Source organism: Alphaproteobacteria bacterium (assembly GCA_035625915.1).
GTDB lineage: Bacteria > Pseudomonadota > Alphaproteobacteria > JACZXZ01 > JACZXZ01 > DATDHA01.
Genome location: DASPOR010000147.1, coordinates 18,643 through 36,021, shown reverse-complemented (window position 1 = coordinate 36,021; position 17,379 = coordinate 18,643). Strand labels below are relative to the sequence as shown.

Genomic DNA, 17,379 nt, shown 5'->3' with positions numbered 1-17,379 from the left:
GAAGCTCGGGCCTTGTGAACAACTCGGCTTCAATGACCAACATTGCGGCCAACGCATCAATCACTTTCGCGAAGTAAGCCTAACGGCTGCGGCCGGCGGACAAAAAAACCGCCGGCCAACGCCATTCCAAATCCTCAGATCGGACCCTCAATTCCCTGGCTCGTCGGCGTGACGGCGCCGCCTGCGGCTATTAGGCTGCGACGACACACGCCGACGTCCTATTTTAGTCTTTGCCGGGCAGCGCTCGATCATCTAGCACAATCGCCGCCTGTTGATGTTTCCGGAGCCGGCATTTGAGTTGTCGGCCTGTCTCGTCAAGCGACAATACAGCGCGAAGGAGGCAAAGAAGGTGGCGAGGGTCAAGGCGAGCTTACGCCAAAGTGTGATAGCGCGACTCGAAGGGGAATGGGAATTGAAGCGGCTCGTGCCATGCGACTAGACGCGCGCACTCTCTATTTCGCGTTCGCCGGCCAGTGCAGCCACCAAAAAAGCCCCGCCGGCTCTGGCGCGCGGGCGGGGCAGGGAGCGGCGAGACGACAAGGTGCTTCGCGGGCGATGAGCGCAACTAGCGCGCCCAGTAACGCCGAACCGGCATAATGACATCCGATCAATGCTCGTTGGCGTGATCGATCGGAGCTTGTTGTGGATGACGTTAGTGCGCCATCATCGATGCCACCGACCAAAAATGCCCTGGCGCTTAAGGCCAAAGAAGCGGGGCAAGTGGATCCCGCGTTAAGGACGCGATGGGTAACCGCCCCAAGCGACGCGTCCGGCAATGCAGATAAAAAAGTATGGCATCGAATCGATGTCCGGTGGCGTATACGAATCGTCTCTTGTTCATATCGATATTTTGCCTGAGATTCGGTGATAGCTGCGCACACAAAGGCCCCGCCGCTTCTGAGGAAGGGCGGGGCAAGTACCACATATCTATGGAAGTTGCCCCTTGAGGGGCGATGCAAGTATGCACCCAAACTGTTGCGCCTGCAAAGTAAAAGCCCCGCGACAGTTGCGGGGCAAGGGACGCCTTTCGCGTGGTCGCAGATTGGCGGCAACGGCCGATGCGGTCATGCAGCCCATCCTTACAAATTGCTTATATTGCTATCGGTTTTTCAAGCTGAGCAAAGGAAAGCCCCGCCCGGATTCAGGGGAGATCGAGGCGGGGCTCAGGACCACCTAGAGACAAAAGTGCCCGTTTCGGGCGCTGCGAATATGAGCCCACTTTGGCTTGTCGGCAAGGCATCTAACAGGAGTACCCATTGCGGGGACCTCGAGTATGCGCCGATTGCAACTCGCTCGCCAAAGAAGAGCGCCCCACAAGGGAAAGAGGCGTGGCCTTCGTTTGCGCTTCTTCGTGACCAAAACCCTACGGCTGCCAGTCTGCGAAACCGTCGCGGTTTGTCTCACCGGATCGGTTTGGACTCGCGGGATCGGATCCATTTCGTTGAAGTGCAAGAAGTGTAAACCGCTGAAGCATTGACGGCACACCGCGCGATCTTTCGGATTTTGAGATTTTCCTAAGAAACTTGTTCGGCTATGTTTTCAAGCACTCTCCTTGTTAACCACGTTTTGGAAATTATTGTTCGATATCAAATAAGTTCAATGCACTTTCTCATTGGCATGTCCGTTGCCACCTTGCTCGCTGGATATGTGGCGTTTTGTGCTGCATTTACCAAACCCGGCTCGACAAGTATCGAAACGCGTCGGGCGGGCACTTCGCGCAAAAAAGCATGGCAACAAACATAACCACATACCAATGGAAGGAGAGCACTATGCGTAAGGTTCTTTCCGCGGGAATTTCCGCGTTTGCCTTGGCAGTCGCCTTCGGCTCGACGGCGTCGGCCAATCCGTTCGAAAGTGCGAATATCAGCTACAGCGATGTCACCGTGTGGGCCGGCTTCATGGGCGACATCAACAAGTCGGAAAGCACGACCAATACAATTACGACAACGGTAACGGCTGACCAGTGCTTGCGACAAGAAAACAGCTACAGCCCCGTCTTCATCGTGAATGCTGGCGGTGACGGCGGTGACGCCAATGGCGGCAGAGCCAGTGCGAAGGGTGCAAATGCCCATTCACATGCTGGTGGTAGTGCTGCTCTCGGTGGGTTCGCGGTTGGTGTCGGCGGCGATGCGAATAGCTCGTCGAACGGCGGCAACGCGTCGAACAGCAACTCCGGCGACGCCTATTATGGCGACATCCATCAGAAGGCTAAGGGTGGTTCGGCCCATGCCGGCGGTGGTCAGGGCGGCAACGCTGGAAGCAACAATGGTGGCAACGCCAACTCGACCGGCGGTGTCTCTGAAGCGGCGGGTGGCATCAACGCTGCGGAAGGCGGCAACGCTGGCAATGGCGGCGGTGGCGGCGGCGCAACGTGGTCGACGGGCGGCGTTTCCATGTCTCTCTACAATACCGCAGGCGTTGCAAATCTGAGCGGAAGCTCGGGCCTTGTGACCAACTCGGCCTCGATGACCAACATTGCGGCCAACGCATCAATCACTTTCGCGAAGTAAGCCTAGCGGCCGCGGCCGGCGGACCAAAATCCGCCGGCCAACGCCTTTCTAATTCATCAAACCAGATCCTCAATTCTCGAATCTGCTTGTTTGATGCCACAATTCCAACTAACCGTTGCCCCGTTGTAATTCACAGGTTCGCTGGCGGCCAGCCCACCGCAGGGCGCGTAGCTTGTTCAAGCAATGCAGCCGTTCAGGAGGACCTACAGCCATTCAGGAATAGGTCGACGGACTTTCGGACGCGTTCTCGGCTTTCGCGCCCGCTTGGCGCCGGCAGGCCCAGGAGTAGGCGCCGGCGCGGCTCGCCGATCACCATCTGGATGAATTGCTCCGCCGCGAAGTTCGGGTCCTCGACCTTGAGGACGCCCTGCTCCGATTGCCGACGCAGCAATGCGACCACCGGATTACCATTCCGCGTATCGCCCTGGCGGTGGAGGAGGTGGGCGAGCGCTGGAAAGCGGACTGCCTCGGCCGTCACAATTCGATAGAGCGAGATCGCTTCCGGCGAAAGCACGATATCGAGGAGCCGGGCCGCCGTGCGTTCGAGGACCTCGTTGAGTTCGCCGTCCGCCTCGGCAAGATCGGCGACTGTATTTTTCCAGCGCTCGATCATTCTATGGACGACCTCCCCAAAGAGGGCGGCTTTGTCAGAAAACCGACGATAAAGCGTCAGCTTTCCGATCCGCGCGGCCGATGCGATCGCCTCGATGCTCGTAGCGCTGTAACCATGGCCGATAAACATCTCTGTCGCGACTTCCAAAATCCGATCGGAGAGCCGCTCCGCCTCCACGCGCGACGGACGCCCGCCACGCGCGCCCCGTATCTCGCCCTTTGGAACTCGTCGTCGCTTTCGCGGCCGCTCTCGCATAACAACCATGTCGGGTGCAATCATACCGAGAATTGAACGACCAAGTTACATTTTTTTCGTGTCCCGGCGCAACTTCGGTTCGGTCGCGTCTATGGTTGAGATGGGCGAGGGCTTGCGGTTGGATTGCACGAGGGGCGAATTCTTGATATTCCGCCAGCCCGCGACGGGTGCGTGCGCGATGCCGGGGGAAATCGGCCGGATACGCCGGATTGAGGACACATTGGGTTGACAAGACGAATTCGATCAGTAAGACACAAAAAGATAGCGCGAACCCCGGTGCAATGTCCGAATCGGACCTCATGCAAGCGCCTCGGGATGGGCGCGCTTGCGGCAGCACTTGCCGCAGGGGCGTCTGCGTGCACCGTCGGGCCGGATTTCGAGCGACCGAAGGCGCCCACAACCGAGATGTATACGAATGAGGGAGGGCCGCAGCTTTCGCCCGCAGATGCGGCGGAGGTCGAACAGCATTTCTCGGCAGAAAAGAAATTGACGCCCGACTGGTGGACCCAGTTCGGCTCGCCCGATCTCGATCGCACGATCGCGACGGCGATCGAGCAGAACCGCACCCTCGCTGCGACGAAGGCCACCCTCGCCCAAGCGCAACAGGCGGTCATTGCCGCTTACGGTCCCCTCTATCCCCAGGTCGACTTCTCGGCGAGTGCGGTCCGCCAGCAAATCAACACTCAATCATTCGGAATCCAGGGATTTCCCGCGGAACCCCCATTCAATTTATTCACCGCCGGGCCAAGCGTGAGTTACACCGTCGATCTATTTGGTGGGGTGAAACGGCAGATAGAAGGGCAGGAAGCGCTTGCGGAGTACCAAGCATACCAACTCGACGCCGCGATTCTCGCATTGACCGGCAATGTGGCCACCCAGGTCTTCTTGATTGCGTCCGCCGGAGCCCAGATCTCGGCGGTCCACGAAATCCTCGTCGACGACGAGACGAACCTATCGCTGGTGCGCACGGCGCGCGAGGCCGGCTCGGTGTCCGAGGTTGACGTCTTGATTGCACGGAGCCAGCTCGAAAACGACCGCACGCTGCTTCCTCCGCTCAGGCAACAATTGAGCGTGGCGCACCACGCGCTTGCAATTCTCGTCGGACGGCCGCCGGCGGAGTGGTCCGCGCCGAAGTTCGACCTCGATCATTTCACCCTGCCGCGCGAACTGCCGCTCAGTCTGCCCTCCGAACTTGCGCATGACCGGCCCGATATCATGGCGGCGGAGGCGCAGCTCCATGCCGCGAGTGCCACGATCGGGGTTGCGACAGCGAATCTTTACCCCCAGATCACGCTGAACGGGTCGGTCGGCCAGCAGGCCCTCACTCTCGGTCATTTTTTCGATGCTGGAAGCAACATCTGGAGTTTGGCGGGAGGGTTGACGGCGCCGATCTTCCATGGCGGCACGCTCGAGGCGGAACGTCAGGGGGCCATTGACGCCTACCGCGCATCGCTTGCGAACTATGAACAGACGGTGCTGACGTCGTTCGGGCAAGTGGCTGACGTCCTTCAAGCCCTCACCCACGACGCGGAGGAATTGGCCGCACAAAAGCACGCGCTCGAGGCGGCGGACGCGTCGCTCGCGTTGACGCGACTCAGCTATACCGCCGGAAACGTCGGCATCATCCAAGTGCTTGATGCGCAGCGTCTTCGTGAGCAGGCGCGGCTTGGCTATGTTCGTGCTGAGGCACAGCAGTTTCAGGATACAGCGCAGCTTTACCTCGCGCTGGGTGGTGCTACGATCACGGCAAAGACGGAATGATCGAAGTTGTGGGGTAGCCTCCGCATTTTTGTCACGCCCGGCAAAGCGGGGTCATTATGAAAACAAGGGTGCGCCCATGCGCAGCGGCGGAGGAGAAACGATGACTAGGCACCCCTACCGAATTGGGGCCATAGCGATTGCGGCGGCGATACTCGCGTCGAAGGGTCATGCCGCGTCGCTGCCGGCAGTCGAGGGCGAGCACGGCATGGTGGTCACCTCTCAACACTACGCATCGGAGGTCGGAGTAGAGATACTCAAGCGGGGCGGAAACGCAGTCGACGCCGCCGTCGCCGTCGGATATGCACTCGCGGTCGTCAACCCGTGCTGCGGAAATATCGGCGGCGGCGGGTTCATGATCATTCATCTCGCGGACGGCCGGGACACCTTCATCAATTTTCGCGAAACGGCACCGGCGGCCGCGGGCGAGGGCATGTATCTCGATTCGCAGGGCAATGCCATTCCCGATCTCAGCCTTTACGGATATCTGGCTGCGGGCGTGCCGGGCACTGTGATGGGGCTCGACCGTGCGCTCGTCGAATACGGCAGACTGTCGCGCGCAAGAGACATGGCGCCCGCGATTCGTTTGGCGCGCCAGGGCTTCGTCCTCGAGCGGGCGGATACGGATATCCTCGACAGTAAGGCCGACCGCTTCGGCAAGGACCCCGTAGCCGCCAAGATCTTTCTGCATCGCGACGGCACGCGGCTCAAGCCGGGCGAGCGCCTGATCCAACGTGACCTAGCGAGAACGCTCGACGCGATCGCACGGCATGGCCCCGACGCCTTCTACCGTGGACCGATCGCAAAGGCGGTGGAACGGGCGAGCCAGGCCAATGGCGGTATCCTAACCGCGGCGGATTTTGCGAGTTATACGGTGACCGAGGGCGCACCCATCCGTTGCAGCTATCGCGGCTACGTATTCATCTCGGCGCCGCCGCCGAGTTCGGGCGGCACCACGATTTGTGAAATCCTCAATGTGCTCGAAGGGTACGACATGGCGTCGCTGGGCTTCCGCTCGGCGCAATCGGTGCATCTGATGGTGGAGGCGATGCGGCATGCCTATCTCGACCGCAACACATATCTGGGCGACCCCGCATTCGTAACAAATCCGCTCGAGCGATTGTTGTCGAAGGCGCATGCGGCGGCGATCCGCAGCCAGATCGATCCCGACAAAGCGACTGCGTCCAAGGATGTTCAGCCGGGCGCATTGACCGACGAAAAATCCGAGACGACGCATTACTCGATTGTCGACAAGGACGGAAACGCAGTTTCCGTTACCTTCACGATCAATGGGGGCTTTGGCGCAAACGTGATCGCACCCGGCACCGGGTTCTTTCTCAACGACGAGATGGACGATTTCACCATAAAGCCGGGTGTTCCCAATCTCTATGGCCTCGTCCAAGGCCAGGCAAACGCCATCGCCCCCGGAAAGCGACCCCTTTCGTCGATGTCGCCCACGCTCGTGACGAAAGACGGCAAGGTGTTTCTCGTGCTCGGCAGCCCCGGCGGGTCGCGCATCATCACCATTACGCTCGAAACCGCCATGAACGTCATCGACTATCGCATGGCGCCCCAGGAGGCGGTCGATGCGCCGCGTATCCATCACCAATGGCTTCCCGACGAAGTCTTCTACGAGCCCTTTGGCCTGTCGCCGGATACAATTAAGATCCTGACCGGCATGGGATACAAGATGACCGAGCAGATCCCGTGGGGTGCGGCCGAACTGATCGAGGTCGGTCGGGAAGCCCCTGGCTCGAACAGCGTTGCCACGTCGGGCAATGACGCGGCACTTTCGGGCGGTGTGCTGCGGGGGTTCCTCTATGGTGCAAACGACGCCCGCCGGCCGGCGGGTGCAGCGGTGGGATACTGACATGACAGTCGATTTGACGGCGATTGAGAACGAGATCATCGACAGCCGGTTCAAGGGCTTTCCGGTGGGCGCTGCGGCCCTGGCACTAAAGGACGTCGGAAGGCGCAAATGGAGCTTGCTGCGACACGATTTGCCGTTCCCGGTCGCGGTGATCAAAGGGGCCGCACTCGGGCATAACCGAAATTGGATGCGAGACTTCGCAGCGCAAAATGACGTGCTGCTCGCACCTCACGGGAAGACGACGATGGCGCCGCAGATCTTCGCAATGCAACTCGATGGAGGCGCATGGGGTATTACCGTTGCCACGGTCAATCAGCTCGATGTCGCCATGCGCTTTGGCATTCGAAGGATCATCCTGGCGAACCAACTGGTCGGTGCGCGGGACATCGCATCGGTGATCGCATTACTCAACGACCACCCCGACCTCGAACTCCTTTTCCTGCTCGATTCGCAAGCGCAACTCGACATCCTTTCCGTACTTTCCGACAAGCACAATCTGCGCCGACGATTCACTGTGCTCCTCGAAATCGGATATGCTGGCGGCAGAACAGGCTGCCGAAGCGAGAATGAAGCGCTTGACCTCGCGCGCGCTGCGCAGGCATCCGGCCGCGTGCGCCTCGTCGGCATCGAGTGCTTCGAGGGACTTGCCGCAACCGGAGATTCCGACGCGGACCAAGCGCGAGTTCGCCGCCTTACCGACATGGTGAAGGCCGTCGCCGCGACCTGCGACCGAGAAGGGATATTCGACGGCGACCACGTCATTCTGAGTGCCGGTGGTTCCGCAGTCTTCGACATCGTGGCGCGGGAGCTGCAAATGGTGTCGTCTCGACCGGTCCGGACAATCCTGCGCAGCGGATGCTACATCACGCATGACAGTGGATTCTACGATCGGATGATGAAGGTGATGGGCTCGCGCGGTGCCGCTAAACTCCCGAAGGGTTCCGCACTACAGCCAGCGCTCGAAGTATGGACGCTCGTGCAGTCGCGACCCGAACCGGGGAGGGCGATTCTGACGATGGGACGGCGCGACGTTTCTTTCGATCTCGATCTACCTCGCCCGCTGTCTTGGTATCGACCGGGCCGGCATGAGGCGCCGGCGCCCGCGGAGCCGAGTTGGCGCATCATCGGCTTGAACGATCAGCACGCCTATATGGAGATCTCACCCGACTCCGACTTGAAGGTGGGGGACATGATCGGTTGCGGCATCTCCCATCCTTGCACCACGTTCGATAAGTGGCAGCTTCTTTGGTTGGTGGACGATCGCTACCAAGTCACGTCGGCCATCCGAACATTCTTCTAAATCTCGACCTGGTGAGATCGAATTGAGCCCGCGCTGTCGTTGATCAGTTCGGCGCCGGGCCTTGGCTCACGACCGCCAAATCGTCGGGTCGCAGCCACTTTGCGAACGCGGCCTGTATTTTTGGCGCGTCGAGTTCGAGGTATTGGTGCGCCGCGCGCGTCGGCTCGTCGAGCGGAAGGTCGAGTGCAACGCGCTCGATCAGGCTTCGACCGATGTCGTCGACGCTCGATTCGCTTAATGGGATCCGCCGCAATAGCAAGGCCTTCGCACGCTGCAGTTCGTCCGCCGTGACCGGTTCGTCTTGCATCGCACGAAGCTCGCGAATGACCACGTCGTGCACTTTCGAGACATTTTCCGGATCGCACGCGTATTGGACGAAATAAGCGCCGCGAGTCTTGCCCACTTCAAAGAAGGAATCGACCGAGTAAACAAGGCCCGCGTTCTTGCGCAGGTCATTGCTGAGCCGGGTTGAATAGAAGCTGCCGCCCAGCACGTTGTTTCCGAGCTGAAGTGCGTAATAGTCTGGATCGGCGCGGGTCAGCCCCACGGTTTCCGATAGCGTCACGCGATCCTGCACGCGACTCGCATCGGGTACCGCGGTAACCGACGACTGACTTGGCGGTACCGGCGGCAGCGTTGTATCCGGCTTGGGCCCGGCAGCACTCCAAGCGCCAAAGTGCCTTTCGATCGTGGCCTTGGCGGCTTCGGGTGTCACTTTCCCGATCACGACAATCGTGGTGAGGTCGGGTCGAAAAGCCGTCTTGAAATAGTCGCGCACGTCGTCGATTGTCAGCTTGCTAACCGTCTCGGGGAGTGGTTCGCGCAGGGCCGGATCGTCCTTCGGAAAGAGTGCTGCGCGGATGGCGCGTTGGGTGAGGTAACTTGGGCTCCTGAGCCGCCCGGCAATCGTGCTTGCGATCTGTTGTTTGACGATGTCGAAGGCTTCGCTCGGAAGGGCCGGATGAAGCTCGTTGTCGGCGAGCAGCTCGACACCGCGGTCGAAATTTTCGGCCAGGACTTGGATCGAGAAATCGGTGCCCGCTTCCTCATCGGCACCTAGCGTATCGAGGGCTTGCCGGAATGGGATTCGATCGAGATGCTCCGTCCCATAGGGGAAGAGGTCGTCCAGCACTTGCGACAAGCCCTCCTGTCCCTTGGGTACCTGAAGCTCGGGGCGGTTACGTACGCGGCCGAATACGCTCACCGTGTCGCTCACATCCTCGGGCTGGACGATGAGTGTTATTCCGTTCGCCAGCGTGCTGACCGTCGGGTTGACCGTCGATGTGGGTACGGCGAGATGACGGAGAACCGACTCGGCCCAGTCGGGAAGGGGTGTCGGCTTCGCCTCGCCAAGTGAAATGTTTTCCTGGCCGCCGAAGCCCTTCGAGGAAATGGGCTTCCCAGACCCTTGCGGGGTCAGGAGTGCGGTGATCGCGTGGTCGAGGTCGATATATTTCCTCGCAACCCTGTTCACGTCCTCGACGGTGACCTTTTCGATGCGCGCAAGGTCGTCGTTGGGCGACTGGAGTCCGTCGACCGCGACGGCCTCCGACCAAACCGTGGCCAAACCTTCAATCGAGTTCTTTTCGAACTCAGCGCCTCGACGCTCCTCAATTTTCGCGGCTTCGACGAGATCGGCCGGGACACCTTCGCGTGCAATACGGCCGAGAATCGCACGCACATTCTTTTCGGCGGCCTTGCCGTCGCCATCGGCGGGGAAGGCCACCACCGAATAGCCCATGCCCGCCTTTTGCTCCGGATCGAAGGCGAATTCGGCGTTTAATGCCTTGCCTTGTGGCACCAGCCCGTAGAGGTCGCCCCGCTGATTATTGAGCACGTCGGCAAGCACCTCGGCGGCCGCGTAGTCCGGACTATCGAGACCGGGCATGCGGAAGGCGATCACGTGAAGGCTGTAAGGCAAGTCCGTCTTGAGGGTGAGCGATTGAGTCTTGACCGACTGTAGCCGCACGTCCGGACGCTTGGGCAGCTTCTTGCTCTTGATCCCCCCGAAGAGCTCTTTGACCTTCGCGAGTGTCGCGTCCGGATCGAGATCGCCGACCACGACAAGTACGGCGTTGTTCGGCGCGTACCATTTGTCGTAGAAGGACTTCAACATCGCGCCCGTCGTCTTCTGGAAGGATGGCCGGGTCCCAAGCGCATCGTGTTCGTAAGGCGTGCCGCGGAACAATGCCGCGCGCAACTTGGTGAATAGGACATAACGCGGGCTCGATAGGTCTTGCGCAACCTCCTGCTCGATGGCGCCGCGTTCCTTGACCCAGGCCTCTTCCGAATCGAGCACGTCGCGCATCCTGATCGACTCGATGTGAAGCGCCACATCGAGATCTTCCGAGGGGACCGTAAAGAAATATTGGGTTACGGTTTGTCGCGTATCCGCGTTGAAGCTGCCGCCCATGACGCTGCCAATGCTGGCGAGCTGATCGGCCGTGAGGCCGGGATTGCCGCGAAACATCATGTGCTCCTGCGCGTGCGCCATGCCCGGGAATCCAGGTGGAGTCTCGTCGGCACCCACGATGTAATTGACGGCAGTGGCGACGACCGGCGCCAAGCTGTTGCGCACGATGACGACTTGGAGGCCATTGTCGAGCGTTGCGCGCACGATGCCGTGTTCGTCGGCGGCAGCACCGTCGCAAATGCTCCCCATTCCGCAAAGCGTTAAGCTGGCGACGAACAGGATTCCGGTCCAGTGCCGTCGTCGCGGCACGTTCAGGTAGCGGGAGCGTTTCATGGCATCTCCGGGAAGCAGGGTCAAAACGGCCGAATATAGGCCGTGAATTTGTGGCGGAATCAAGGTCGCCCTTCACGACGATCGGCCGAGCCGGGCCTTCGAGCCGGCCGGCTCAATCGGCGGCACTATCGGCCGCGTGGCCCTCCAGTGCCGGATTGTGGCCGAGCGCTAGGACGATGACGAATGAGATGACCGCAAGCGCTGCGATGAAAAGAAGGCCGAATGTGAAGGCCCCGGTCATGTCCTTAATTTTGCCCATGGCGAACGGCCCCACGAAGCCCGCGATATTGCCCACCGAATTGATGAGGGCGATACCGCCTGCTGCGGCCGTTCCCGTGAGAAGGGCGGTCGGTAACGTCCAGAAACAGGGCAGGACGCCGAAAATGCCAAGGCCGGCGAGCGTGAGCGCCGACATCTTGAGAACGGGATCGTCGGTCATCGCCGAGAGGGCGAGGCCGGTCGCCGAAACCGCAATCGGTATCGCGACGTGCCATTTTCGTTCCTGCTCTCGATCGGAGCGCAGCCCCCAAAACACCATGGCAATGGCGCCTGCCACGTAAGGGACCGCGGTAATGAATCCTGTTTGGAGGTTGGTCAAGCCGCCAAATCCCTTGATGATTTGCGGAAGCCAGAAGCTCAAGCCGTAGTTTGTCGCGACGATGCCGAAATAGACAAGGCTGAGAAAGAGCACGCGTGGGTGAGCGAGCGCCTGGGAGAGCGTAAACTTCACGATCGACTCGCGGCTCTGCCGTTCATCATTGAGACGTGCCGAAAGCCACTCGCGCTCTTCGGCGGAAAGCCAGTGTGCCTTCGTAGGCCCATCGGTCAAATACGCCAGCACAGCGAACGACATCAGCACTGCCGGAATGGCCTCGAGGATAAAGAGCCATTGCCATCCCTTGAGGCCGAGGACGCCATCGAGTCCGAGGATGAAGCTGGACAACGGTGCCCCGATGATCGAGGAGACTGGAATGGCCGCCATGAAATATCCGACGATGCGCGCACGATAGGCAGCGGGAAACCAATAGGTCAGAAACAGAATGATGCCCGGAAAGAAGCCGGCTTCCGCCACGCCAAGAAGGAAACGCATGACATAAAAGCTCGTGCTGTCCCAGATGAGGGCCATGCCGGCCGATAAGATGCCCCAGCTCAGCATGATGCGGAATATCCAAAGACGCGCGCCGAATCGCTCAAGTGCGATGTTGCTCGGCACCTCGAAGATGAAATAGCCGATGAAGAATATCCCCGAACCCCAGCCGAAGATCGTCGCCGTGAACGCAAGATCCTTGTTCATCGTCAAAGCCGCAAAGCTGACATTGACGCGGTCGAGGTAAGCAATGAAGTAGCAGACGATCAGGAACGGCAAAAGACGCTTTGTGACCTTGCTCATGACCTGCGTTTCGACCGAGTCCATGATGGCGTCCTCCCTTTTTTGCCGAGAACCTCCTTGCCACGCCATCTTTCGACGAAAATACCCAGCCGACAATTCGCGCGGCAGCACCGAAAGCGCCTTATTTGGGGGGCGATTCTAGATGCATCCGTCGGACCTTCGCAACAGATCGTGACTGGCGGTGTTTGACATCGCCCAATTGCCGAGGCTAGAGATTGCGCCCGCCACAGCCAATTCGACCGCCACCCGTGCCGAAAAAGAAGAGAGAAAGGATCGTTTTATGAGAGATTTCGTCATACCCGGGCGGTCAACGGTCGCGGCACGATCCGCCGCCGTGGCCACCTCGCATGCCCTTGCGTCGGCGAGTGCCATATCCACGCTGGTGCGCGGGGGCAACGCCTTCGACGCGGCGATTGCGTCATGCGCTGTGCTTTGCGTGGTTGAAGGCCACATGACAGGCGTCGGCGGCGACTGCTTTGTGCTGTTCCGTCACACGGCGAGTGGGCGCATCCAAGCCCTGAACGGGTCGGGTCGGACCCCTGGGGCGGCATCGATCGATGAGTTGATCGGGTTGGGCGGTGCTGAGATACCGCGGCGAAGCCCCCAGGCGATCACGGTACCGGGTGCCGTCGACGCCTGGTGGCGGCTTCACCGCGAGCATGGGCGCCTGCCATGGCGAGAGCTTTTTGCCGCAGCGATCGACTATGCCGAGCACGGGTATCCGATTGCGCAACGCGTCGCGTGGGATTGGGCGCGTGAGCGCGAGCTGATCATGTCCGATCCCGGCTTGCGCGCGATCGTCGCCCCAAGCGGCGCTATCCCAGTCGCCGGCGACATGCACCGCCAACCCGCACTCGCCGCCACCATTCGAGCAATCGCCGAGGAAGGGCGTGCGGGGTTCTACGAGGGCAAGGTTGGCAAGTGCCTCGTCGGCTATCTTCGCGCCATGGGCGGGCGGCACTCGCTCGAAGACTTCGCCGAGCAGAGCGCCGATATGGTGGAGCCGGTAAGCACCGACTATCGTGGTTATCGGATCTACGAATGCCCGCCGAACGGACAGGGTATAGCTGCCCTCGTCGCTTTCAACATCCTGCGGGGCTTGACACTCGATCGCCTGCCCGAAGCCGAGTGGCTTCATCTTGTCTGCGAAGCGATCAAGCAAGGCTACGCGGTACGGGACGGTTCCATCGGCGACCCGGCTCACGCTCGCATCCCGACCGAGATCATGTTGTCCGAGAACTTTGCCGCGAGACTTAGGCGGAACGTCACCCCTGGAGTGGCGCGGAACGTCCCCCCGATCGAAGACGTCGAGCATAAGGATACCACCTATATTTGTATCGTCGATCCCGAAGGGAACGCGATATCATTTATCAACTCCCTGTTCGCCCCGTTCGGCGCCGGACTGGCCGAGCCCGAGACCGGCGTTTTCCTTCACAATCGCGGAACTTCCTTCCGCAGCATTCCGGGTCACGTCAATTCATACGCAGCCCGCAAGCGGCCCATGCACACGATCATCCCCGGAATGATCGGCCGCGACGGGCGGCTCCTTTCCGTATTCGGAGTCATGGGGGGGCATTACCAGGCAGCGGGGCACGTCACCCTCTTGTCGCGCATCATCGATCGCGGACTGGATATCCAGGAAGCGATCGACGCACCACGGGTCTTTCCCTTTGGCGGCAAGCTGCAGATCGAAACGGCCGTTCCGACGGCGTTGCGCGTAGCGCTCACGAAAGCAGGTCACGTGCTCGAACTCCTCGATCGGCCGCTCGGCGGCGCGCAGTGCATTTGGCTGAGCGAGACGGGGGCCATCCTGGCGGGTTCCGACGGGCGCAAGGACGGTTGCGCACTCGGATTTTAGTCGATGGCTGGCTTCGATCGATTCCGAAGGGTTCGCCGCCTCGATTGAGTGTTTGTCGCCGATGCGCGTGCGGGCGCCGCCGATTATAATGGTGCTGCGGCTCCGTAGCGCTCATCCCGCCTGTTTAACGCCGACTGCGAGTACGACCATGATCATCGCTCAAATCACCGATACCCACGTCCGTCCGAAAGGGGCGCTGGCTTACAACCGCGTTTCGACCAACAGCATGCTCAAGGACGCGGTCGTGCACTTGAATGCCCTTCCGAGTCCGCCCGATGTCGTAATCATAACGGGCGATCTCGTCGACGCAGGCAGGCCTGATGAATACGCACACTTCAGCGAAATTGTGGCCTCCATTTCGGCCCCGGTGTTTCTCGTTCCGGGAAATCACGATGACCGTGCGGCGATGGTGGAGGCGTTACCCGAACACGCTTATCTGCCGCGCGAGGGCGAGTTTCTCCATTACGTCGTTGATGACTATCCGATCCGGCTTATCGGCCTCGATACGGTCCTGCCGGGATCACCGAGCGGGCTCTTGTGCGAGAGGCGGCTCGATTGGTTCTCGGATCGCCTTGCGGAAGCGCCGCATCAGCCCACGCTCGTCTTCATGCACCACCCACCCTTCATGACCAGCATACGGCACATGGACGACATGGGGCTTTCGGGGTCGGATGCCTTCGTCGAGATCGTTGCGCGCAATCCACAAATCGAGCGTGTGGTCTGCGGCCACCTCCATCGGCCGATTCAAATCCGTCTCGCCGGTACGTTGATTAGTACAGCACCAAGTACCGCGCACCAGGTAGTGCTCGACCTTCGCGCGGATGGGCCGGCCGAATACAACATGGAGCCGCCGGCTTGCCACCTCCACGTCTGGAAGGCGGGGCAGGGGATGGTCTCCCATACGAGCTATATCGGAAAATATGACGGACCCTATCCATTCGGCTGAGGCCGGGTATTTCGGCGCTCGCGAAAAAATTCAGGGGGCGCGTGCCCCCTGAGTCATTCTCAAGCCACGGGCGGGCGTGACTTACGCCGCACCGTATTTTTTGAACCACGCCAAAAGGCGCTTCCAGCCGTCCTTCGCCGCGTCCGGTCTATAGCTCGGCCGGTAATCCGCATTGAAGCCATGCGGGGCGTCTGGATAGATGACGAACTGGACCGTCTTTTTGGATTTCCTTAAGCCATCGCGAAATTTCTCAACGTCGGCGGCGGGAATGCCCTGGTCGGCAGCACCGTAGAGGCCTAGGACCGGTACCTTCAGGTCTTTGGTTGCGTCAACGAGGCTGATCGGCGGCTGGTCGGCATTGGGGCAGACGAGGGGGCCGTACCATGCGACCGCGGCTTTCACGTGCGGATTATGGGTCGCATAAAGCCAAGTATAGCTGCCGCCCCGGCAGAAGCCCGTGACCCCAAGCCGCCTCGTATCGGCCTTACCGGATCTCCGCGCCCAGGCGAGCGTGGCGTCGAGATCGGACATGACCAAGGCCTCGGGTGCCTGGGCGGAGACCTTGATCACCTCCTGCATGTCGGTCAGCTTGGTGACGTCGGGCAAGCGGGAATAAAGCGCTGGGGCGACCGCAAAATAGCCGACCTTGGCGAAACGCCGGCACATATCCTTGATGTGCTCGTGCAGACCAAAGACCTCCTGGATCACGATCACAGTCGGGAACGGGCCGCCCTTCGCTGGCATCGCGCGGTAGCCGGGGATTTGGCCGTCCTTGACCGGAATCGTCACATCCCCTGCGGTAAGCCCGTCTGCATCCGTCGTGATCGTCTCCGCGGACACCGGCAAAACCGCGAGGGCGAAACCGGTCCCGAGGCCAGTCGTCAAGAGAGCCCTGCGCGAGTAGTCGGTTCTCCCCCTGAGACTCCTGGCATGGGGATCGATGGCGTCCATAGGTGCTTCCTCCAGATTATTGCGTAAGACGTGCGCAGAGTATCCGAACGAAGCGGTTCAGGTCATTCACGCAGCACCCCACCGGCTGGCCGCTCACTCAAAAGTGATCTGAAATCAGAGGGGGCCTGTCGGCTCAATTCGGAAATGTTCGCTTTTCAACGGGATGCAGCGACTACTCTCAGGTTTTGCTCGCCAAGTCCGCTGATGCCGAGGCGCATCACATCCCCAGACTTGAGGAAGACGGGCGGTTTCATGCCGAGTCCGACCCCTGGCGGCGTGCCGGTGGGAATGACATCGCCGGGCAGTAGCGTCATGAACTGGCTGATATAGCTCACAAGTTGCCGCACGCCGAAAATCATCGTCCGAGTATTGCCCCTCTGGCGGCGCTCGCCATTGACGTCGAGGTACAGATCGAGGTTTTGCGGGTCGACGATTTCGTCCTTCGACACCATCCAGGGACCGATCGGGGCAAAGGTGTCGGCACTTTTGCCCTTGGTCCATTGACCAAGCCGTTCCATCTGAAATTCACGCTCCGAGACGTCGTTGACGACACAATAGCCGGCGACGTAGTCGAGGCTCCTTTCCTCGGGGATGTAACTTGCTTTGGTGCCAATGACGATGCCGAGTTCGACCTCCCAATCGCTCTTCTTCGAGCCGCGCGGCAGGATCACGTCGTCATTCGGTCCGCAAATCGCGCTCGTTGCCTTCATGAACAGGATTGGTTCGGCGGGCACGGCCGCACCCGTCTCTGCCGCGTGATCCGAGTAATTGAGGCCGACGCAGACGAGCTTCGAGATGGCGCCGACGCACGGTCCGATCCGCGGCGTACCGGGAACGAGAGGTAGCGATTCCGGATCGATCCGTCGCAGATCGTCCAGCACCTTGGGCGCAAGCTGGGCCGCGGCGATATCGGGAACCTTTGCCGAAAGGTCCCTAATCTTGCCATGGCGATCGAGGATGCCCGGCTTTTCCTGGCCAGCCCGGCCGTAGCGTAGCAACTTCATGTTTAGTGCCTCCGTACAGGCAGCGACGGTGGGACGGCGCGGTCCCAAGATCGACCAAGTTCGCAATCAAATTACGTCACGGGGGGACTGCTCTTCGAGTCAAAATTTCATTAGATGTCGACGGGCGCCGGGCGCTCGCTGCAAGGCATTTCACAGTGATATCGTGCAAAACGGCGTG

Annotated in this window: 11 protein-coding genes; 6 read left to right on the top strand and 5 right to left on the bottom strand. The window is 60.5% G+C overall.

Annotation, left to right across the window (positions count from 1 at the left end):
* Window positions 1-1,769: 1,769 nt before the first annotated feature.
* Entirely contained in the window at window positions 1,770-2,510 is a 741-nt protein-coding gene (locus VEJ16_11810) for a hypothetical protein (GenBank protein HYB10348.1), read from the top strand.
* Window positions 2,511-2,703: 193 nt separating this feature from the next.
* Here VEJ16_11810 and VEJ16_11805 read toward each other — a convergent pair whose 3' ends face one another.
* Complete coding sequence (locus tag VEJ16_11805) at window positions 2,704-3,387, bottom strand: TetR/AcrR family transcriptional regulator (GenBank protein HYB10347.1); 684 nt, start codon at window positions 3,385-3,387, stop codon at window positions 2,704-2,706.
* Window positions 3,388-3,693: 306 nt separating this feature from the next.
* On the opposite strand from VEJ16_11805, the gene VEJ16_11800 reads away from it, so the two are divergent.
* From VEJ16_11800 to VEJ16_11790, 3 genes are all read left to right on the top strand, one after another.
* Complete coding sequence (locus VEJ16_11800; GenBank protein HYB10346.1) at window positions 3,694-5,139, top strand: efflux transporter outer membrane subunit; 1,446 nt, start codon at window positions 3,694-3,696, stop codon at window positions 5,137-5,139.
* A gap of 100 nt (window positions 5,140-5,239) precedes the next feature.
* Window positions 5,240-7,006: a gamma-glutamyltransferase gene (ggt, locus tag VEJ16_11795; GenBank protein HYB10345.1), complete on the top strand. Its 1,767-nt coding sequence runs from the start codon at window positions 5,240-5,242 to the stop codon at window positions 7,004-7,006.
* A gap of 1 nt (window position 7,007) precedes the next feature.
* The gene (locus VEJ16_11790; GenBank protein ID HYB10344.1) at window positions 7,008-8,306 is read left to right on the top strand and encodes an amino acid deaminase; all 1,299 of its coding nucleotides are present in this window, start codon (window positions 7,008-7,010) and stop codon (window positions 8,304-8,306) included.
* Window positions 8,307-8,349: 43 nt separating this feature from the next.
* On the opposite strand, the gene VEJ16_11785 is transcribed toward VEJ16_11790, so the two are convergent.
* Entirely contained in the window at window positions 8,350-11,052 is a 2,703-nt protein-coding gene (locus tag VEJ16_11785) for a pitrilysin family protein (protein HYB10343.1), read from the bottom strand.
* A 112-nt stretch (window positions 11,053-11,164) separates the two neighbouring features.
* Window positions 11,165-12,466: an MFS transporter gene (locus VEJ16_11780; protein HYB10342.1), complete on the bottom strand. Its 1,302-nt coding sequence runs from the start codon at window positions 12,464-12,466 to the stop codon at window positions 11,165-11,167.
* Between the two features lie 256 nt (window positions 12,467-12,722).
* Between VEJ16_11780 and VEJ16_11775 the strand changes: the two genes are divergently transcribed.
* Together VEJ16_11775 and VEJ16_11770 are read left to right on the top strand one after the other, a co-directional pair.
* Window positions 12,723-14,300 (top strand): gamma-glutamyltransferase family protein, encoded by a 1,578-nt coding sequence (locus VEJ16_11775; GenBank protein ID HYB10341.1) that lies wholly within the window; start codon window positions 12,723-12,725, stop codon window positions 14,298-14,300.
* A gap of 148 nt (window positions 14,301-14,448) precedes the next feature.
* Complete coding sequence (locus VEJ16_11770) at window positions 14,449-15,246, top strand: phosphodiesterase (protein ID HYB10340.1); 798 nt, start codon at window positions 14,449-14,451, stop codon at window positions 15,244-15,246.
* A gap of 81 nt (window positions 15,247-15,327) precedes the next feature.
* Here the strand turns inward: VEJ16_11770 and VEJ16_11765 are convergent, their stop codons facing one another.
* Both VEJ16_11765 and VEJ16_11760 read right to left on the bottom strand, forming a co-directional pair.
* Window positions 15,328-16,197, bottom strand: a complete 870-nt coding sequence (locus VEJ16_11765) for a dienelactone hydrolase family protein (protein ID HYB10339.1) — start codon at window positions 16,195-16,197, stop codon at window positions 15,328-15,330.
* A 155-nt stretch (window positions 16,198-16,352) separates the two neighbouring features.
* Complete coding sequence (locus VEJ16_11760; protein HYB10338.1) at window positions 16,353-17,201, bottom strand: fumarylacetoacetate hydrolase family protein; 849 nt, start codon at window positions 17,199-17,201, stop codon at window positions 16,353-16,355.
* Between the last annotated feature and the right edge of the window lie 178 nt (window positions 17,202-17,379).